General features: G+C 72.8%; 20 protein-coding genes. 9 read left to right on the top strand and 11 right to left on the bottom strand.

Annotation, left to right across the window (positions count from 1 at the left end):
* Positions 1–123: 123 nt before the first annotated feature.
* A complete protein-coding gene (locus ACK8GG_RS16575) occupies positions 124–663 on the bottom strand; it encodes a GNAT family N-acetyltransferase (protein ID WP_440354608.1) in 540 nt (179 codons plus the stop codon).
* 138 nt (positions 664–801) lie between these two features.
* Here ACK8GG_RS16575 and ACK8GG_RS16570 point away from each other — a divergent pair, with 138 nt between their 5' ends.
* Both ACK8GG_RS16570 and ACK8GG_RS16565 read left to right on the top strand, forming a co-directional pair.
* Positions 802–1,347, top strand: coding sequence for a DoxX family protein (locus tag ACK8GG_RS16570; protein ID WP_440351256.1), 546 nt, complete (start codon positions 802–804; stop codon positions 1,345–1,347).
* A 221-nt stretch (positions 1,348–1,568) separates the two neighbouring features.
* Positions 1,569–2,996, top strand: a complete 1,428-nt coding sequence (locus ACK8GG_RS16565) for a glycosyltransferase 87 family protein (protein WP_440351257.1) — start codon at positions 1,569–1,571, stop codon at positions 2,994–2,996.
* Between the two features lie 21 nt (positions 2,997–3,017).
* On the opposite strand, the gene ACK8GG_RS16560 is transcribed toward ACK8GG_RS16565, so the two are convergent.
* From ACK8GG_RS16560 to moaC, 4 genes are read right to left on the bottom strand one after another with little or no spacing between them, the layout of a single operon-like run.
* Complete coding sequence (locus tag ACK8GG_RS16560; protein ID WP_440351258.1) at positions 3,018–3,455, bottom strand: molybdenum cofactor biosynthesis protein MoaE; 438 nt, start codon at positions 3,453–3,455, stop codon at positions 3,018–3,020.
* Entirely contained in the window at positions 3,452–4,711 is a 1,260-nt protein-coding gene (locus tag ACK8GG_RS16555; RefSeq protein ID WP_440356739.1) for a molybdopterin molybdotransferase MoeA, read from the bottom strand. Before ACK8GG_RS16555 ends, ACK8GG_RS16560 begins: the two co-directional genes overlap by 4 nt.
* A 19-nt stretch (positions 4,712–4,730) precedes the next feature.
* Positions 4,731–5,273: a MogA/MoaB family molybdenum cofactor biosynthesis protein gene (locus ACK8GG_RS16550; protein WP_440354605.1), complete on the bottom strand. Its 543-nt coding sequence runs from the start codon at positions 5,271–5,273 to the stop codon at positions 4,731–4,733.
* Positions 5,270–5,743, bottom strand: coding sequence for a cyclic pyranopterin monophosphate synthase MoaC (gene moaC, locus ACK8GG_RS16545; protein WP_440356808.1), 474 nt, complete (start codon positions 5,741–5,743; stop codon positions 5,270–5,272). The genes ACK8GG_RS16550 and moaC overlap by 4 nt, the downstream gene beginning before the upstream one ends.
* Before the next feature lie 474 nt (positions 5,744–6,217).
* Here moaC and ACK8GG_RS16540 point away from each other — a divergent pair, with 474 nt between their 5' ends.
* The 6 genes from ACK8GG_RS16540 (at position 6,218) to ACK8GG_RS16515 (ending at position 12,216) form a co-directional block, all read left to right on the top strand.
* Positions 6,218–8,737, top strand: coding sequence for a putative bifunctional diguanylate cyclase/phosphodiesterase (locus ACK8GG_RS16540; protein ID WP_440356738.1), 2,520 nt, complete (start codon positions 6,218–6,220; stop codon positions 8,735–8,737).
* Positions 8,734–10,029 (top strand): glycosyltransferase 87 family protein, encoded by a 1,296-nt coding sequence (locus ACK8GG_RS16535; protein ID WP_440356737.1) that lies wholly within the window; start codon positions 8,734–8,736, stop codon positions 10,027–10,029. Before ACK8GG_RS16540 ends, ACK8GG_RS16535 begins: the two co-directional genes overlap by 4 nt.
* 89 nt (positions 10,030–10,118) lie before the next feature.
* Positions 10,119–10,610: a fluoride efflux transporter FluC gene (locus ACK8GG_RS16530; RefSeq protein WP_440356807.1), complete on the top strand. Its 492-nt coding sequence runs from the start codon at positions 10,119–10,121 to the stop codon at positions 10,608–10,610.
* On the top strand, positions 10,607–11,011 hold the full coding sequence (gene crcB, locus ACK8GG_RS16525; RefSeq protein ID WP_440356736.1) for a fluoride efflux transporter CrcB: 405 nt from the start codon (positions 10,607–10,609) through the stop codon (positions 11,009–11,011). Before ACK8GG_RS16530 ends, crcB begins: the two co-directional genes overlap by 4 nt.
* Positions 11,012–11,173: 162 nt before the next feature.
* Positions 11,174–11,806, top strand: a complete 633-nt coding sequence (locus ACK8GG_RS16520; RefSeq protein ID WP_440356735.1) for a phosphoribosyltransferase — start codon at positions 11,174–11,176, stop codon at positions 11,804–11,806.
* A 23-nt stretch (positions 11,807–11,829) separates the two neighbouring features.
* Complete coding sequence (locus ACK8GG_RS16515) at positions 11,830–12,216, top strand: TFIIB-type zinc ribbon-containing protein (RefSeq protein WP_440354600.1); 387 nt, start codon at positions 11,830–11,832, stop codon at positions 12,214–12,216.
* A 75-nt stretch (positions 12,217–12,291) separates the two neighbouring features.
* On the opposite strand, the gene dnaB is transcribed toward ACK8GG_RS16515, so the two are convergent.
* Positions 12,292–14,664 carry a replicative DNA helicase gene (dnaB, locus tag ACK8GG_RS16510; protein ID WP_440356806.1) on the bottom strand — a complete coding sequence of 791 codons (2,373 nt, stop codon included), beginning with the start codon at positions 14,662–14,664 and terminating at the stop codon, positions 12,292–12,294.
* A gap of 407 nt (positions 14,665–15,071) precedes the next feature.
* On the opposite strand from dnaB, the gene ACK8GG_RS16505 reads away from it, so the two are divergent.
* Entirely contained in the window at positions 15,072–15,509 is a 438-nt protein-coding gene (locus tag ACK8GG_RS16505) for a hypothetical protein (protein ID WP_440356734.1), read from the top strand.
* A 108-nt stretch (positions 15,510–15,617) separates the two neighbouring features.
* On the opposite strand, the gene rplI is transcribed toward ACK8GG_RS16505, so the two are convergent.
* The 5 genes from rplI to ACK8GG_RS16480 all read right to left on the bottom strand — a co-directional run bounded on the left by rplI (position 15,618) and on the right by ACK8GG_RS16480 (position 18,285).
* Positions 15,618–16,067, bottom strand: a complete 450-nt coding sequence (gene rplI, locus ACK8GG_RS16500) for a 50S ribosomal protein L9 (protein ID WP_440351267.1) — start codon at positions 16,065–16,067, stop codon at positions 15,618–15,620.
* A gap of 14 nt (positions 16,068–16,081) precedes the next feature.
* On the bottom strand, positions 16,082–16,321 hold the full coding sequence (gene rpsR, locus ACK8GG_RS16495; RefSeq protein ID WP_440351268.1) for a 30S ribosomal protein S18: 240 nt from the start codon (positions 16,319–16,321) through the stop codon (positions 16,082–16,084).
* Between the two features lie 32 nt (positions 16,322–16,353).
* Positions 16,354–16,875: a single-stranded DNA-binding protein gene (locus ACK8GG_RS16490; RefSeq protein WP_440351269.1), complete on the bottom strand. Its 522-nt coding sequence runs from the start codon at positions 16,873–16,875 to the stop codon at positions 16,354–16,356.
* A gap of 97 nt (positions 16,876–16,972) precedes the next feature.
* Positions 16,973–17,263 (bottom strand): 30S ribosomal protein S6, encoded by a 291-nt coding sequence (gene rpsF, locus ACK8GG_RS16485; protein WP_440351270.1) that lies wholly within the window; start codon positions 17,261–17,263, stop codon positions 16,973–16,975.
* Positions 17,264–17,655: 392 nt separating this feature from the next.
* Complete coding sequence (locus tag ACK8GG_RS16480; RefSeq protein WP_440356733.1) at positions 17,656–18,285, bottom strand: hypothetical protein; 630 nt, start codon at positions 18,283–18,285, stop codon at positions 17,656–17,658.
* Positions 18,286–18,348: the final 63 nt, after the last annotated feature.

The raw sequence follows: 18,348 nt of genomic DNA, 5'->3' as shown, positions 1-18,348 counted from the left end.
CGCGGACCCAACCGGCGTAGCCGGCATACCCGCGGACCCAACCGGCGTAGCCGGCATACCCGCAAACCCAGCCGGCGTGAGCCGGCATACCCGCGGACCCAGCCGGCGTGAGCGGCATTACGGTCAGACCTGGCCCCACGGTGCCGGGAAGAGCACCTCGCCGGGGCGCACGGCCGGGCCGTCGGGGCCGGCCGGAGTCAGCAGCAGGGCCTGCCACGGGTCGCCGAGACCGGACCACGGGCTGGTCAGCCCGAAGCGCCGGGCCGGGACGAAGCCGAACCGGCGGTAGAAGGCCGGCGCGCCGAGCACCACCACCAGCTCCTCGTCGAACTCCCGCGCGGCGTCGAGCACCGCCTGCACCACCGCCGTACCGTGGCCGATCCGCTGGCGGTGCGGTGCCACCGCGACCGGGCCGAGCGCCAGCGCCGGCACCGCCGTGGGACGGACCCGGACCCGGCTGAGCAGGGCGTAACCGACGATCTCACCGCCGGACTCGCCGACCATCGACAGCCCCGGCAGCCAGGCGTCGCCGGCGCGCAGATCCTCGACGAGCCCGACCTCGGGCGGCCTGCGGGCGTCCGGCCGGGCGAAGGCGGCGGCGAGCACCTGCCGGATCGGCGCCGCGTCGGCCGGCCCTTCCGGCCGCAACCGGAGAGTGGTCACCGGGTGACGCTACCGCGGCTCACGCGCCGCGGGGCTCCGCCAGGCACATCGGATCCATTGACGCATGTCTCCGCCCTGCGACAGGCCAGTTGGGACATTGCCGGGATAATCCATCGGGCAACGGGTATGACTGGATCCATGAGACCCGTACGTACCGTTGCTCGGACCCTGCTCAGCGCCGCTTTCGTGATCAACGGCGCGCGCACCCTCAACAACCCCGAACCCTTCGTTGAGCGGGCGGCGCGCGTGACCGACCCGCTGACCCCCACCCTGGAGAGGGCCTCGCCCCGGATCCCCACCGACACCGCGTCGCTGGTGCGCATCAACGCGGGCGTCCAGCTCGTCGGCGGCCTGCTCCTCGCCACCGGGCACTTTCCCCGGCTCGCCGCGACCGCCCTCGCCGGCAGCCTGGTGCCGACGACCCTGGCGGGGCACGCCTTCTGGGAGGAGAGCGACCCGCAGAAGAAGAGCCAGGATCAGATCCACTTCGTGAAGAACCTCGGACTCGTCGGCGGCCTGCTCCTTGCCGCGCTCGACACCGAGGGCAAGCCGGGGCTGCGCTGGCGTGCCGGGCACCGGGTCCGGCACAGCCGCAAGTCGATGGCGCGTGCCGTCCGCAGCGCCCGCCGCGACGCCCGTATCGCCAAGGTCTCGGCGAGCACCGCCCGGATGCTGCCCGGCTGATCCACGACCGGCGCCCACCCCCGTACCGTCCGACGCGCCGCGCCAAGTACTGCGAACCACCCCGAAATGCCGCGCAGGGCGGCAACATGGGATGAAGTGTCGATCGTGCATGGGATCGGACACGGTCGGATAACACTGGAGGCCCCGAGGTGGTGCGACGCTCTAGGCTCCGAACCGGACCTGGACGGGCAGCACGAACGTGGTACGGGGGTGTACGCGCCATGCCGGCGACCGTCTCAGGACGGCGGGCCCGCCTGAGCGGGATCCGTCGCCGGCTACTCGCCGCAGATCGCCGGACTCTCGTCCGCCTCGGTCTCGTCGCCCTCGCCACGTATCTCGCCTGGCTCGCCGTCGGCGCGTTCGGCCGGCAGTACACGTTCTTCGACATGAAGATCTACCACGGCGCGATGGTGTGGTGGGCAAACGGCAATCCGCTCTACGAATTCGTCGCACCGCAGACGACCCTCGGCTTCACCTATCCGCCCTTCGCCGCACTGCTGATGCTGCCGATGGCGACCCTCTCCATGCCGGTGGCGGCCCTGGTCAACCTGCTGGCGAGCCTCACCGCGCTCACCGCGGTCATGATCGCCCTGCTGCACCCGATCGCCGCCCGGCTGGGGCAGCCGCTCTGGTTCGTCGTGGCGCTGGCCGTGCCGCTCGCCGTCGCCCTGGAGCCGGTCCGCGAGACGCTCGGCTACGGCCAGGTCAACCTGCTGCTCTTCGCGCTCGTCCTGGCCGACCTGGTGGCCCTGCGCTGGCGGTCGCGGCGCGGCCTGCCGGCCCGCCCGGACGACGGCGGGCTGCGCCGGTTCTTCTTCAGCGGTGCCTGGGCCGGCGTCGGAATCGGACTGGCGACCTCCATCAAGCTCACTCCGGCGCTGTTCATCCTCTATCTGATGCTCACCCGCCAGTGGCGGGCAGCGTGGACGGCAGTTGGTACCGCCCTGACCGTCGGCTGTGGTGTCTTCGCCGTCATGCCGGCGGAATCCACCGCGTACTTCGGGACGGTCATCTGGCAGACCGAGCGGGTGGGGGCGGCGGACATGACGCCGAACCAGTCGCTGGCCGGGCTGCTCGCCCGGCTCTACGACATGATCGAGACACCGACCCTGCTCTGGTTCGTCTTCGCGGTCCTCGTGCTCGTCCTCGGTCTGGACCGGGCGCGCGCCGCCCGCGCCGACGGCGACGAGTTGACCGCCTTCACCCTCGTCGGGCTGACCGGCAACATCATCAGCCCGATCTCCTGGACCCACCACCTGGTCTGGGTCATCCCGGCCCTCATCGTGCTCGCCGACACCGGTGTACGGCGCTGGGATGCCCGCGGCCTGCCGCTACGGGTGCCGGGCAGCGGTGTGGCAGCTCTGACCGGCCCCCGTATCGGCCGCTGGTGGCCGACCATGATCGGGCTGCGGCACCTCTTCTGCGCCGGCGGGCTGTACCTGCTCTTCGTCATCTCGCCGATCTGGCCGTACGAGCACCAGCTCCCCGAGGTCTCGCACTATCAGGACGGGCTCTTCGGGGCGGTCCTGGAGAACTCACTGGTCCTCACCCTGATCGTGCTCGTCACGACGCTGCCGTGGCGGCCCGGCGCGGAGCCCGCGTTCTACGGTGAACGGTCGACTGCCGCCGCCCTCCTCGCCCGCCGCTGAGCCACCCGGCCGCAGCGCGGATCAGGGGCAGTTCACCCACTCCTCGGTGCCGTCGGCGAAGAACTGCCGCTTCCAGATCGGCAGCCGCGCCTTGGCCTCGTCGACCAGCCGGGCGCAGGCGGTGAAGGCCGCCGCCCGGTGCGCGGTGCTGACCGCCGCGACCAGCGCCGCGTCCCCGATCTCCAGCTCTCCGACGCGGTGGGAGATGGCGACGGCGTAGACCTCCGGCAGTGCCGCTAACTCCTCGGCGATCTCCCGGAGCACCTGTTCGGCGCTGGGATGCCCCTCGTACTCCAGCCGCAGCACGCCCCGACCGTGGTCGTGGTCGCGCACCACGCCCTGGAAGGAGACCACCGCGCCGGCCCGCACGTCGGCGACGGCCGCCTCGTGGGCGGCCAGGTCCAGCGCCTCGACGCCGACCGCGACCAGGGCGACACCGCCGGTGCCCGGGGCGTTCATCGCAGCCGCTCCCCGGGCAGCAGGGGCAACGGCACCAGGGACACCTCATCGCCCGGCTTGCCGGCGTCGCCGGGCGGGATCACCGCGAAACCGTCGGCGGTGGCGAGCCCGCGCAGCATCGACGAGCCGACGTGGGGCACCGGATGAGCCCGGCCGTCGGTGCCGTCGAGCCGGACCAGAGCCAGGTGGGTGTAGGCCCCGCGGCCGGGTACGGCCGCGGCTAGGGTCACCCGCGGCAGGTGCGGCAGTCCTCGCCCCTGCATTCCGGCCAGCAGCGGTGCCACCAGCGAGACGAGGGCGACGACAGCCGACTGCGGGTTGCCGGGCAGTCCCGCCACGAAGCGGACGGCTCCGTCGGCGCGGGTGAGCCGGGCCAGGAGCATCGGGAAGCCGGGCCGGACCGCCACGGTGTTGACGACGTATTCGGCGCCGAGTTCGGCCAGCGCCGGGTGCAGGTGGTCGACCGGGCCGTGCATCGTGCCGCCGGTGGTGCAGACCAGCTCCGCCTCGTCGAGGGCGGCGCGCAGCGCCGCGACGTGCGCGGCTCGGGTGTCGGCGACCGGGACGACGACGTCGGCCGGGGCCACCGCGGCACCGTAGCGGCGCAGCCAGCCCGGCGCCGACGGGCCGAGGGCGTCGCGGACCCGGCCCGCGCCGGGCGGCCCGGCAGTGAGCAGCTCGTCGCCGAAGACCAGCAGGGCAGCCCGGGGCGGGCGGCGCACCGCCAGGGTGTCCAGGCCACAGGAGGCGGCCAGCCCGATCACGCCCGGGTCGACGGGGGTGCCGGCCGGCACCAGCTCCTCGCCGGCGCGCGCCTCCTCGCCGGGCAGCCGCCACTCCGGCGCCGGCCGGGGTACGCCCGTGACCAGTCCGTCGGCGGTCCGGGTCGACTCCTCGATCCGCAGGATCGCCGCGGTTCCGGCCGGGACCATGGCGCCGGTGGCGATCTCGACGGTCGTACCGTCGGTTGTCAGCGCCGGGGCCGGCGCGCCGGCGAGGACACGCCCCACCACCCGCCACGGTGCCGGCCCGCGCACGGCCCAGCCGTCCACGCTGGAGGTGGGGAAGGCGGGCAGATCGGTGACGGGGGCCAGCCCGGCGGCGAGGGTGCAGCCGTCGGCGTCGGCGGGTGCGAGGTGCCGCACCGGTGGGGCCGCGGCCCGGCCGGCACTGTGTACGAGGGCACGCGCCCGGTTCCAGTCGACCGGCGGCGTGGCCGGCCCGGACGGTGGCGCGACCGCGGTGTCGGTGCTCACTGCACTGGCCTCCTGCTGATCAATGGTCGCCGCCGCGCGGCTGGTCGCCGCCGGCACCCTGGTCGTCGCCGCGTGGCTGGCCGGCCGGGTGGCCGTGGTCGCCGCCCCGAAGCTGGTCGACCGCGTGGCCGAGGATCGGCCCGAGCACGGCGAGGCCGTCGCGGGCCCCACCGGTGGAGCCCGGCAGGTTCACCACCAGGGTCCGTCCGCGGACTCCGGCGAGCCCACGGGAGAGCGCTGCGGCCGGCACCGCCTGCGCGCTGTGGGCCCGGATGGCCTCGGCGATGCCGGGAATTTCGTAGTCGAGGAGGGCGCGGGTCACCTCCGGGGTCCGGTCGCCCGGGGTGATGCCGGTGCCGCCGCTGGTGACGACCACGTCGGCGTCCGCCGCGACCGCTGCCCGGACCGCCTCGGCCACCGGCTCGCCGTCGGGCACCACCAGCGGTCCGGTCACCTCGCAGCCGAGGGCGCTCAACCCGGCGGCGAGCAGCGGACCGCTGGTATCGGGGTAGACGCCGGCTGCGGCGCGGTCGGAGGCGACGACGACGTGGGCGCGGATCACGGCCGCTCCTCGGGCCGGACCCACTCGCCGGTCTTGCCGCCCTCCTTGCGCAGCACCCGGACCGCCTCGACGGAGGCGGCCGGGTCGACGGCCTTGACCATGTCGATCAGGGTGAGACCGGCGACGGCGACCGCGGTGAGCGCCTCCATCTCGACGCCGGTGCGGTCGGCGGTGCGGACCGTCGCGGTGATCTCGACGGTCTCGGTCCCGAGCTCCAGCTCAACGCTGACGGCGTGCAACGCGATCGGGTGGCACAGTGGAACGAGGTCGGCGGTGCGCTTGGCGCCCATGATCCCGGCGAGCCGGCCGACCGCGAGCGCGTCGCCCTTGGGCAGTCCGTCGCCGCGGAGCAGCTCCACCACCTCGCGGGTGGTGCGCAGCCGGCCGGCGGCCACCGCCCGGCGGACGGAGATCGCCTTGCCGGAGACGTCGACCATGTGGGCCGCGCCGGCACCGTCCAGATGACTCAGCTGCGGCGGAGCGGGCCGCGGCGCGGACGGGTGGGTCGGCAGCGCCGGCGCAGGCCGCTGCGCGGATGGGTGGGTCGGCTGCTCGGTCACGGCGTCGAGCCTATCGGGCGGCTCCGACGACCACCGGTCGTCACCGCGGGTCCGAATCTCCGATCTTGCGCTACCCCGCCGGCGAGGGCGAGGATCACCGTACGGACCGTCCGAGTCGCAGACCGTGACATCCATGGATAGATCTCACATATATTGCACAAAGCGGCGCATCATCCGCCCCGCTGCCGCACGCCGCTCCTAATCTCGGCACACCAAGCGATCCTCCACACCGGCTGAAGCCGCGCCGGCGGAATCAGCCAACGGGAAAGGGGCGTGCCATGCGTGGCCTGGAGTGGGACTGACGGCCGTGCCGCGGGACGGCCTCTTCGCGCGCCCCGCATCACCGTCCGACAGGGCCGAAGTCGCACGTTGCGGTGGAGTGACGTGAATCCGCTCGAGCACCATGACAACCAGACCGACCAGGCGGTACGAACGCTGGTCGGTCTCGTCGTCGCGGCGGCCGGCACCGCGACAGTGCTGGCGTTGGTCATCGCGATCCGGCAGCCGGCGCAGGCGAACGACCTCATCGTCCTCCTGACGATCACCTCCATGATCGCCATCTGCACGACGATGAAGGCGGGCTTCCGGCTCCGCTCGGCGCACTACTCGGTGACCTGGAGCGAGACAGCGATCGTCCTCGGGCTCTTCGTCGCACCGACCCACTGGGTGATTCTCTGCACCGCCGTCGGCGTCGCCGCGGCGGCCGGCATCGCCCGCCTCTCGCGACTCAAGACGGCCTTCAGCATCGGCAAGAACACCCTCGTCGCGACCGCTGCCGGGCTGGCCCTGGCCGGCTACGGCAGCGGCCCGGACACCCTGGCCCACCTGCTGGCCGCCGCCACCGTCGGGTACCTGGTCGCGGTGGTGGCCGACGAACTCATCACCCTCCAGGTGATCGCCCTCGTCTCCCGCACGCCACTGCCGACCCTGCTGCGCACCGACTGGGACCTGCGGCTGCTCGGCACCGGATTCCGCTATCTGGCCACCCTCGGCACGCTCGTCGTGCTCTTCGTCGACCCCCGCCTGCTGCCGGCGCTGCCCGCGCTGGTGCTGAGCCTGCACCTGGCCTACTCCCACCGGGTACGCGGCCGCGCCGAACAGCAGGCCTGGCAACGGCTGGCACGCACCACGGACGCGCTCAACGTCATCGACCTCGACCGGGTCCTCACCACCGCCGTCAACCAGGCCGGCGAACTCTTCTCCGCCGATCAGGTCGAGATCGAGCTCACCTCCGCAGAGCGCACCGTCCAGGGCAGCGGCGGCCGGATCAGCTACGACGGACCGAGCGCCCGGCTCGTCTCGGATGCCCCGGCCCAGATCGAGACCCGGCTGCGTGGCGTCGACGGCGAGACCGACGTCGGCATCCTGCGGCTGCGTTTCCACCGCCCGGTCGCCCTCTCCGAACGCGAGCGCTACACCCTGCGCACCTTCGCCGCCGCACTCTGCACCGCCGTCTGCAACGCCCAGGCGTACGCCGAACTGGCCCGCGCGGCCGACGGGCACGCCCACGCCGCCGGCCACGACGCGCTCACCGGGCTGCCCAACCGCCGGGCATTGCTGGAGCGGGGCGAACGGATGCTGGACCGCAGGCACGGCGGCGGCGTCATCGCCCTGCTGCTGATCGACCTGAACCACTTCAAGGAGGTCAACGACACCCTCGGCCACACCGCCGGCGACCAGGTCCTGGTGCAGGTCGCCGAGCGGCTGCGAGCGGCGGCCGGCCCGGCGGACCTGGTAGCCCGGCTCGGCGGTGACGAGTTCGCGGTGCTCTTCGTCGGGCTGCCGGCGCCCGCGCTGGCCGCGGTGCGGGCCGACGTCGTGCTGGCCGGGCTGCGGGAGCCCTTCCTGGTGGACGGGATCCGGGTCGGCGTCGAGGCCAGCGGCGGCATCGCCGCCGGCACCGGCGCCGGCGGGATCGACGAGCTGCTGCGCCGGGCGGATGTGGCGATGTACCAGGCGAAGCGGGCGGGCCAGCGGATCTGCACGTACGCGCCGGCGCAGGACACCGCCGACCTCGGCCGGCTCTGGCTCGGCGGCGACCTGGCCCGCGCGGTCGACAACCGGGAGTTCATCGTCGAGTTCCAGCCGATCGTCGACCTGGGCACCGGCGACCTGATCGCCGCCGAGGCGCTGACCCGCTGGCGGCACCCGGTGCACGGCGCCATCGAACCGCTGCGGTTCATCGCCACCGTCGAGCGTTCGGCGCTGCTACCCGCCTTCACCGCGGCGGTGCTGGATCAGGCCCTGGACGCCGTACGGCAGTGGCGCGAGGCCGGCTTCGACGCGCCGGTGGCGGTGAACGTCTCGCCGCGCAGCCTGCTCGACACCGGCTTCCCGGACGCGGTGCACGCCCGGCTGCTGGCGCACGGAGTCGCCCCCGGGTCGCTCTATCTCGAGCTGACCGAGACGTTGGCGCTGAGCCGGCTGGAGGTCGTCGACGAAGTGCTGGCCCGGCTGCGGGCCCTCGGCGTCCGGCTGGCCCTGGACGATTTCGGCACCGGCTACTCGTCGCTGTCGCTGCTCTCCCGCATCCCGGTCCACGAGCTGAAGATCGACCGCAGCTTCGTCGCGGTGATGGAGAGTTCCGTCCAGGCCCTCGCGGTCGTCCGGTCCACCGTGGATCTCGGCCGCAGTCTCGGCCTGACGGTGGTGGCGGAGGGGGTGGAGAGCGAACGGCAGCGGCAGACCTTGTGGCAGCTCGGGTGCGCCGCCGGCCAGGGCCATCTCTTCGGCCGTTCGATGCCGGCGGAGCGTTTCCTGGCCGTGCTGCAGCGCGGCACGGACGGCCACCGTGGACGGTTGGCAGCCGCGCTGCACGAAGGGGCCCCGGTCATCCGGCTGCCGCCGAGGCAGTCACCGGAAGACGGCAAACGCCACGATAATCTGCCAAACTGGCCCGCGTGAGGGTCGCAGCCGTGCCGCGCGCCGTACGCGGGTGCCGGGACCGGCTGGACCGCTCCACCGGCGGCCTCGCCGCCGATGCGGCCCTCTACGGCTGCAGCACCCTCTTCGCCGTCGGCATCGGTGTCGTCTCCGCGCTGCCCCCGCACCGGATCTGGGGGCTCACCGCCGCGCCCGGCTACCTGATCGCCACCGTGGTCGTCCTCGCCCAGCTTGCCGCCCGGCGGCGCGGCCGGGCACCACGTCTCACCGGCCAGCCCGGCCGGGCCGGGCTCACCCTCTTCGCTGTCGCCGCCACCACCGGGCTGCCGCTGCTGTGGCAGAGCAGCCGCCGGGCCGCGGGCCTGCCCGGCCACGCACAGGAGGAGGTACGCGTCGTCGAACACGCCGGGCAGCGGCTGCTGGAGACCGGCACGCCCTACCTGAGCCGGGCCGAGATCGCTGCGCTGCCCGTCGCGGATCAGCTCAGCGGGTACATGCCGTACCAGCCGGGGATGGCGCTCTTCGGCCTGCCCCGCGCGCTGGCCGGGACCGTCTGGTGGAGTGACGCCCGCGTCGCCTTCGCCGTCGTCACCGCCGTGCTGCTGGCGTCGGCCGTGCTGCTGCTGCGCCGTGCGGGTACGCCGACGGGCCCGCTGATCCGGGCTGTGCAGGCCGTCGCGGTCCTGCCGGCGGGCGCGCTCGCCCTCGCCACCGGCGGTGACGACCTGCCTGTCGTCGCGCTCTGCCTGCTGGCCCTGGCCCTGACCGCCCACCGCCGCCACGGGGCCGCCGGGCTGGCGGTCGGCCTCGCCGCCGCGTTGAAACTCATCGCCTGGCCGGTCGTGCTGGTGCTCGCCATCCACGCCGCCACCCAGGGCCGGCGGGCGCTGACCCGGCTGGCCGCCGGCGGCCTGGGACTGCCGATCATGGTGCTGCTGCCCGCCCAGTTCGTCGACGCCGCCGCGCTCGCCGAGAACGTGCTGCGATTTCCGCTCGGCCACGGCCTGGTCCGCAGCCCCGCCGCGTCCCCCCTGCCCGGTCACCTGATCGCCACGTACCTGCCGGGCGGGCGGATCATCGGCGCGCTCCTGCTGCTCGCCGCCGGCGCCGGATGGCTGGTGCGCCGGCCCGCCACCGACGCCGCCCGCGCCGCGCTGGTCTGCGGGTACGGCCTGCTCGCCGCTTCCCTGCTGATGCCCGCCACCCGCTTCGGCTACCTGCTCTACCCGATAGCCTTCCTGATGTGGGTGCCGGTGCTACGCCGCCATCGGCCGGCAGCGGCCGGCGTACCCCAGGTCGTGCTGGTCCGCTGACGGCCCGACGCGGCGTGGCGACGGACCGGGCGGCCGCGGGGCGGGTGCGGCCGGGGAGTCGCCCGGCCGGGCCGGCAGGGGAGAGCACGCTGCAACCGCAAGAGCCGCCCGTCGACTCCGACGTCGACCTGCGCGATCGGACAGAACGCGCCGAACTGCCCTCGGGCACGTTGGCACTGCTCGCCACCATCGCCGCCGGCGGGATGCTCGGCGCGCTGGCCCGGCACGCCCTCGCAGTCGTCTGGCCCAACGCACCGGGCGACTTCGGCTGGGCCACCTTCGTCACCAACGTCTCCGGGTGCCTGTTGATCGGCGTGCTGATGGTGCTGATCACCGAGGTCCGCACCACCCACCGGCTGCTGCGCCCATTTCTCGGCGTCGGCGTCCTGGGCGGCTACACGACCTTCTCCACCTACGCCGTGCAGGCCCAGCAGGCGATCGCCGTCGGACGGCCCGGTACGGCGCTGGCGTACCTCGCCGGCACCCTCGTCGCGGCCCTCGCCGCCGTCTGGTGCGGGCTGACGGTCACCCGCCGCCTCACCGCCGGCGCGTCGGCGGACCGACCGGCGAGGCCGGGGTGACCGCCCTGCTGATCGCGCTCGGGGCCGCGGTCGGCGCACCGTTGCGCTACCTGATCGACCGGGCCGTGCAGGCCCGCCACCGCGGCGGGTTTCCCTGGGGGACGCTGGTGGTGAACGTGACCGGCTCCCTCCTGCTCGGCTTCGTGATCGGCGCTGCGGCCTCTGGTGCGAACAGGGCCGGCGACAATGGGTTCGCGGCGGCCGACGATCCGCTGGTCGCTCTCCTGGGCACCGGGTTCTGCGGCGCGCTGACCACCTACTCCACCTTCGGGTACGAGACCGTACGTCTGCACGAGCGGGGTGAGACCCGGGCGGCGCTGGGCAACGCCGTACTCAGCGTCGCCGCCGCCTCGGTGGCAGCCGGCACGGGGCTGGCGCTCGCCGCCGCGCTCTGGTCCTGACGACTCGCGCACCCGCAGGAAGGGCCGGCTCGGGAACAGACGGCTCGGAAAGGGTCTGGCCCGGGAACGGACGGGTGCCGCGAATCGGCGCCGGTGCGGGTTCTGTCGCCGCCATCGGCGGTTTCACCGGCGGCGGCGGCCGCGCTGGCGTACACCTGAGTCATGACGACCTACCGCGACCGGACCGCGGCCGGCGCCCAGCTCGCCGACCGGCTCACCGCTCTGATCGGCGACACTGACGTCGTCGTTCTCGGCCTGGTCCGGGGTGGTGTGCCGGTTGCCGCCGCCGTCGCGCACCGGCTGCGCGCCCCGCTGGACGTCCTCGTCGTACGCAAGCTCGGGGTGCCCTGGGCGCCGGAGGTGGCGTTCGGCGCGATCGGCCCGGGCGGGGTGCAGGTCCGCAACGAGATCCCGGCCAGCGGCCTGGAACCGGGGCAGATCGACGAGGTGGTCCGCGCCGAGTCCGCGGAGCTGCAGCGGCGGGAGGGGCTCTACCGGGCCGGCCGTGCCCCGTTGGACCTGCGCGGCTGTGTGGCCGTCGTCGTCGACGACGGCCTGGCCACCGGTGCCACGGCCCGCGCCGCTGTCGGCGTGGCCCGGGAACTCGGCGCCCGTCGTGTGATCGTGGCGGTGCCGGTCGGCTCGGTCCCGGCGTACGAGGCTCTGGTCGGCGTCGCCGACGAGGTGATCTGCGCGCAGCGGCCTGCGGACTTCGGCGCGGTCAGCCGCTACTACGAAGACTTCCACGAGGTGCCGGACGCCGAAGTCGTCGACGTGCTTCAGGCTCAGGGGTGACTCGGGGCGGTATCGTCTGGCAGATGCAGCTCACCTGTCCGAAGTGTCATGGCGACATGCGCAATTACGAGCGCAGTGGCGTCACCATCGACCAGTGCACCGAGTGCCGCGGTATCTTCCTCGACCGCGGCGAACTGGAGAAACTCTTCGAGGCCGAGGCGAACTGGAACCAGGCGCAGCCCGCTGGCCAGCCCTCCGCTCAGCCCGCCCCGCCGGCCGCGGCCCCGGGTTACACCCCGCCTCCGCCGCCACCCGCCCAGCCCGGTTACGCCCAGCCCGGCTACGGCCAGCCGGGGTACGCCCAGCAGGGTTACCCGCCGGCGCCGGCGTACGGCCAGCAGCACCACGGCTACCGGGGTCACTACCGGCAGAAGCGCCGCAAGGGCTTCCTCGGCGAACTCTTCGACTGACCCGTCACCGGCGGGCCGGTCCGCCACAGGCGTCCCGGCCCGCCGGCACCAGCTCGCGGCGTCGTCCGGCTGCGGTCAGACGATCGCCATGTCGACGAAGCGGGACAGGTGCAGCTGCGCGGCGACCGTGATGGTGTCGGTCGGTCCGTTACGGTGCTTGGCGACGATGAAGTCCGCCTCACCGGCTCGCGGCGACTCCTTGTCGTAGTAGTCGTCGCGGTGCAGCAGGATGACGACGTCGGCGTCCTGCTCGATCGATCCACTCTCACGCAGGTCGGAGAGCTGCGGCCGCTTGTCGGTGCGCTGCTCGGGGCCACGGTTCAGCTGACTGACCGCGATCACCGGGCACTCGACCTCCTTGGCGAGCAGTTTGAGCCCTCGGGACAACTCGGCGACCTCCTGCTGGCGGCTCTCGGTCTTTTTCGGCGAGCTCATCAGCTGCAGGTAGTCGACCACGATCATCTTCAGGTCGTGCCGCTGCTTGAGCCGCCGGGCCTTGGCCCGGATCTCCATCAGGTTCATGTTGGGGGTGTCGTCGACGAAGAGCGGCGCCTCGCTGATCTCCCCCATGCAGCGGGCCAGCTTGGTCCAGTCGTCGTCGGAGAGCTGACCCGAGCGCAGCACGTGCAGCGGCACCCGCGCCTCGGCCGAGAGCAGTCGCATGACGATCTCGACCTTGCTCATTTCCAGCGAGAAGATCGCCGCCGCCTGGTTCGCCCGGATCGCCGCGTTGCGGGCGAAGTCCATCGAGGCGGTGCTGTTGTGGGTCGGGATCATGCTTCGGCCGGCGAGGTAGAGGTGCTCGTCGTTGTCCACGGTCACGCACCGCACGGGGACGCTCGGCACCGGCCGTACGGCCACGACGTACCGCGATCGGGTCTGGGGGATGGCCCGGCCTCGGCTGCGGTGCGCGGCGCGCTTCTCCTCCACCTGGAACACCTCGTCGGTCGTGACGAGTTCCAGGGCGGAGACGGGCTGCCCGGCGGGACCGCCCGGCACCGCGGTGACGGGGCCGCACTGGTACCCGAGGCTGACGATCAGTTCCCGGACATCCTCGGCCAGTCGGGGCCCGTGGGCGGTGAAGCGGATCTCGCCGGTCGGCCCGACCGTGCCGCCGGCATCGAGCAGCCCGGCGAGCAGCGCCCGGCGCTGCCCCTGGGCGGCCCGCAGGTAGACGGCCGGGATGTGCGGGCCCTCGGGCCCTTCGGGTAGCTCCGCTGCCTCGGTTGCCGCCGGCGCCACGTCGCCGGCCTCGGTTGCCGCCTCCGTGCCGAGCCGGCGTCCGAGCGCGTACGGCGGCACCGGCAGCTCCCGCTCCGGCAGCAGCAGCGGAGCGGCGTTCTCGACGGCGTGGTTCAGCCGCTGGTCGGCGGTGTGCAGCGTCGCCGCGATCTGGGCGGTGGTCACGACCTGGCCGGTCGGCGAATCCTGCCCGGCCGTCGACGGCTGCCCGTCGGCGGGCGGGGCGGCGGTCAGCGGCGGTTGCGCGGCTGTCGTCTTCCACAGGTGCTCGGCGTCGGCGACGATCACCGAGCCGTCGGAGAACTCGACCTCGTAGCAGGCGCGGTCGTGCAGCACATCGAAGGCGGCGGTGATCGTCGTCGGCCGTCCGTCCGCCGCGAGGAGCCGGTCGCCGACGCGGACCTCACCCATCGTGGTCCAGCCCTGCGGTGTCGGCAGCGGGGTGTCCAGGGCGAGCGCCTTGCCGAGACCGGGCCGGCCGGCAACGATGATCAACTGGCCGGCGTGCAGGCCGTTGAGGAGCCGGTCCAGGTCGGTGAAGCCGGTGGGGACGCCGGTCATCATCCCGCCCGAAGCACCGACGGCCTCGATCTCGTCCAGCGTCGGCTGAAGCATGTCGGCCAGGACCGCGAAGTCCTCGTTGACCCGGCGCTCGGTGACGTCGTAGACGGCCTGCTGCGCCAGGTCGACGATGTCGTCCACGTCCCGGCCGCCACCGGCCGCCGAGCCGTAGCCGAGCTGGACGATCCGGGTGCCGGCCTCGACCAGTCGGCGCAGCACGGCGCGTTCGCCGACGATCCGCGCGTAGTAGGAGGCGTTGGCCGCCGTCGGCACGCTGGCGATGAGCGTGTGCAGGTACGGCGCGCCGCCGATGCGGTTCAGGTCGCCGGAATCGGCGAGCGCGGCGGCGACGGTGATGGCGTCGGCGGGCTCACCCCGGCCGTAGAGGTCGAGGATCGCGTCGAAGACCGTGGCGTGGACCGGCCGGTAGAAGTCGTTGGACTTGAGGATCTCCACCACGTCGGCGATGGCGTCCTTCGACAGGAGCATGCCGCCGAGCACGCACTGTTCCGCGGCGATGTCCTGGGGCGGCGTCTTGTCGAACTGGCCGTCGCGCTGGGGCGGGGCCGCTGCCGGTGCCGCGGACGCCCCGGCGAAACCTTCGGGCCGGGTGTCCTCGCTGACGGACATGCGGTCCCCCTCCACTGCCTCGGTGTCCAGACAACCGCCCGGGTACGACAACTGTGCTGCGCCCTGCTGCGACGCGGCCTGCGCCCTGTGCCGCGGCCGGAATCGGGGGGTCGCCGGCGGATGAGGGGGCGACGGGTAACCCTACGGAAGCTGGCGGGGCCACTCAACCGACGCGGTGGACAGGGCTGCGGAGAACCTGTGGACAGACACCGGGGCGCTTGTGCACAGCGTTGTGCACAAGCTGTGGATAAGTTCCGACCGACACTGCCACCACCCCTCCTGACCTGGGCTTTCCTTAATTCACAGCTGTGGAGGGGAAATTTCCACCAGACTTTCCCTCTCGCCACGCGTATCTCGCCGGGTATAGCAGCACTTAACTGAATTGGGGAGATTGGCGGCGAATCGGAAGGCACCCGAGGAACGTGGATCACGTGGGCACCCGGCAGGAGAGTCCGACCGAGCGCAGACCGGCGCACGCGGGGCGGCACCGTCGCCCGCCGACGACCCGGGCCGCTCGCCGACCGCCGTTCACGCTGGTGGGGCGCGGGCATCACGTCACGGTCGGCTACACCCTCACCTGCTACGCGCTGTTGCTCCTGGTGCCGCTCGGCTGGGCACTGACCCGCACCGGAGCCTGTACCGGCGCCTGTGGACCCACCCGCGGCGAGGCTGTCGGCGTGGTGCTGACCGCCGTCCCGGGACTCGGCCTCGCCCTGGCGATGAGCCTGCCGGTGGCGCTACTGCTGCAGCGGGTGGCGACCGGTTGGCGGCCGGCGAGTGTCGGCGTGGCGGCGGCGGTGGTCGGCGGCGCGGTCGCCATGCTGCTGGTGAATGCGGTCACCGGTGACCCGCCGGCCTGAGCACGCCCCGGAGCATCCGCCACCGGCACCCGGCAACGCCTGGGAGAACGCCACCTGCGAACGCCGAAGGGCCGCACCCCTGACGGGTGCGGCCCTTCGGTCGTGTTGCTACTTGCCCTGTACGACGTTCAGGTTGAACTTCGCGGTGACCTCCGGGTGCAGCTTGACGCTGACCGGGTAGGAACCGAGGGACTTGATGTGAGCCGGCAGCTCGAGACGACGCCGGTCCAGCACGGGGCCGCCCGCGGACTTGACCGCGGTGACGATCTCGGCCGGGGTGACGGAGCCGAAGAGACGGCCACCGTCGCCGGCACGCGCGGCGAGGCGGACATCGAGGCCCGCCAGCTGCGCCTTGACCTCGTTGGCGTGGTCCAGGTCGCGGATCTCACGGGCCGAACGGGCCCGCTGGATCACGGCAACCTGCTTCTCCGCGCCCTTGCTCCAGGCGATCGCGAAGCCCTGCGGAAGCAGGTAGTTCCGGCCGTAGCCGTCACGAACCTCGACGATGTCGCCGGGGGCACCGAGACCGGACACCTCCTGCGTAAGGATGATCTTCATATCGGTGCCTCCTCTCAGCGGGCCGTGCTCGTGTACGGCAGGAGCGCCATCTCACGGGCGTTCTTGACCGCACGGGCAATCTGACGCTGCTGCTGCGAGGTGACCCCGGTCACCCGCCGAGCGCGGATCTTGCCGCGGTCGGAGATGAACTTGCGCAGCAGCGCGGTGTCCTTGTAGTCGATGTAGGTGATCCCGTCCTTGTCGAGCGGGTTCACCTTCTTCTTGGGCTTGCGCAGTGCCGCAGCCTTAGCCATTGCTCTTGCTCCTGGTTTGCGATCTCTAGCCATCAGAACGGGGGCTCTTCGTCGAAGTTTCCGCCGCCCGAACCAGACCGCGAAGAGGAGGACGTCGCCGGTGCGGCCGAGGCCCAGGGGTCGTCGAAGTTGCCTCCGCCGCCACCCTGTCCACCACCGCCGCCGGAGCCGAAGCCGCCACCGCCAGAGCGCGACATCTTCTGCACCTTCGCCGTGGCGTACCGCAGCGACGGGCCGATCTCGTCGACCTCGAGCTCGATGACGGTGCGCTTCTCACCCTCGCGGGTTTCGTAGGACCGCTGACGCAGCCGGCCCACTACGACCACCCGGGCGCCCCGCTGCAACGACTCGGCAACGTGCTCGGCGGCCTGCCGCCAGACGGTGCACGAGAGGAACAGCGGCTCGCCGTCCTTCCATTCGTTGGAAGCCTTGTCCATGTAACGGGGCGTCGAAGCGACCCGGAACTTGGCGACCGCGGCACCGGAAGGGGTGAACCGCAACTCGGGGTCATCGGTCAGGTTGCCGATGACCGTGATGGTGGTGTCTCCTGCCATGACCATCTCCTCGCGCGCTCATCTGTCTCTGCCGTCAGGCTCTCAGGGCCGTACGACAGAGACGACGAGACTGATCCGGGGGAACCGGAAGACGTGATTAACGCGTCTCCGGGCGGATGACCTTGGTGCGCAGCACGGACTCGTTGAGTCGCAGCTGACGGTCCAGCTCGGCCACGGCCTCCGGCGTTGCCTGGAGGTCGATGACGGCGTAGATGCCTTCGGCCTTCTTCTCGATCTCGTACGCGAGGCGCCGGCGGCCCCACACGTCGAGCTTCTCCACCGAGCCACCCGCGGTCCGGATCACGTTCAGGTACGTGTCGAGCGACGGGGCGACGGTGCGCTCCTCGAGACTGGGGTCGAGGATCACCATTACTTCGTAGTGACGCAAGACAACTCACCTCCTATGGGCTAACGGCCACGGACGTTCCGTGGCAGGAGGTCGTGCGTCGCTGCCCGGGCCGCCTTCCGGGGGAACCCGGTGCGCAAGCGGACAACCTGACCAGGATAGCGGGCTTTGACGATCATGTCCCCGGCAGCCGCCCCGAACCGCCGTACGGCCGTCGCAGTGCCCCAACGACCACGGCCGGACGGTGCCCGGCACGGGAGGGCCCGCCGGCACGAATCGGGCCCGCCTCCTTCGCCGTCGGCGAGAAAACGGGCCCGTTCGGGGTGAGCCGCGGGACGCCCCGTCCGCATTCGTTGGGTGGGACCTGGGGAGGAACGACCACACCGGTGAGGTTGGACCGATGGGCGCCCCGCGGAGCTTATCGTGTTGTTATCTTACGTTACAACAGGTCTTGTAGGGTGTTGTGCCAAAATAGCCCGAATTGCTCCGGCGAAGACTCCGATCACGCAGACCGTCGCCACCAGCGCCAGCAGGCCGAGCGGCCCGCGATCCCGGGCCGGCTCGATCCACCCCACCGGCTCGGCCGAGGCCGCCACGCCGCCCCCAGCTCCACCGGACGTGCCGGCCGCCGGACCCGGCCCGGAAGCCGCCCCGAGCACTGTCGGCGCCGTCAACTCCGGCACCACCTGTACCGACAGGGGCGTCCCGGCGGCGAAGAGACAGAGCGGCTCCAGCACCACCCGCACCGGCCCGCGGCGCACCAGCACCTCGCCGGCCGCCCCCGCCGGCAACTCCCCGGCGACCTCGTCGTCAATGACCAGCCGGGCCCGCCCGCCGGTGCGGTTGACCAGCCGCAGGGTCGCCTCCGGCGGCACCGTCACCGTGGAGACCTCCGGCACGGCCGAACAGCGCACGCCGAGCACCGTGCCGCCGTCCCGGAAGACGATCTCGTCGCGCTGCCCGGCCGCGGCCGGCGCGCCGCCTGCGGCCGGCAGCGGCGTACCGAGCGCAAGGAGCGCCAGGGCGGCGAAGACCGCGACGGTGCGGCGCGACGACGATCGCATCGGCCCCTCCCGTGGTCGGTCTGCGGCGGCTCGCGTACGGCCGGCCCCGCCCCGGTGGTGCCA

Origin of the sequence: Melissospora conviva (assembly GCF_049523535.1) — a bacterium.
In the GTDB taxonomy this organism is placed as follows: Bacteria; Actinomycetota; Actinomycetes; order Mycobacteriales; family Micromonosporaceae; genus Melissospora; species Melissospora conviva.
The sequence above is the reverse complement of the archived record's forward strand: the minus strand, read 5'-3'. Positions and strand labels throughout refer to the sequence as shown.

Coding starts and splice junctions, on each gene's coding strand:
- ACK8GG_RS16570 (WP_440351256.1), top strand. CDS start 802: ATGAGACCCGTACGTACCGTTGCTCGGACCCTGCTCAGCGCCGCTTTC.
- ACK8GG_RS16565 (WP_440351257.1), top strand. CDS start 1,569: ATGCCGGCGACCGTCTCAGGACGGCGGGCCCGCCTGAGCGGGATCCGT.
- ACK8GG_RS16560 (WP_440351258.1), bottom strand. CDS start 3,455: ATGAACGCCCCGGGCACCGGCGGTGTCGCCCTGGTCGCGGTCGGCGTC.
- ACK8GG_RS16520 (WP_440356735.1), top strand. CDS start 11,174: ATGACGACCTACCGCGACCGGACCGCGGCCGGCGCCCAGCTCGCCGAC.
- ACK8GG_RS16515 (WP_440354600.1), top strand. CDS start 11,830: ATGCAGCTCACCTGTCCGAAGTGTCATGGCGACATGCGCAATTACGAG.
- rplI (WP_440351267.1), bottom strand. CDS start 16,067: ATGAAGATCATCCTTACGCAGGAGGTGTCCGGTCTCGGTGCCCCCGGC.
- rpsR (WP_440351268.1), bottom strand. CDS start 16,321: ATGGCTAAGGCTGCGGCACTGCGCAAGCCCAAGAAGAAGGTGAACCCG.
- ACK8GG_RS16490 (WP_440351269.1), bottom strand. CDS start 16,875: ATGGCAGGAGACACCACCATCACGGTCATCGGCAACCTGACCGATGAC.
- ACK8GG_RS16480 (WP_440356733.1), bottom strand. CDS start 18,285: ATGCGATCGTCGTCGCGCCGCACCGTCGCGGTCTTCGCCGCCCTGGCG.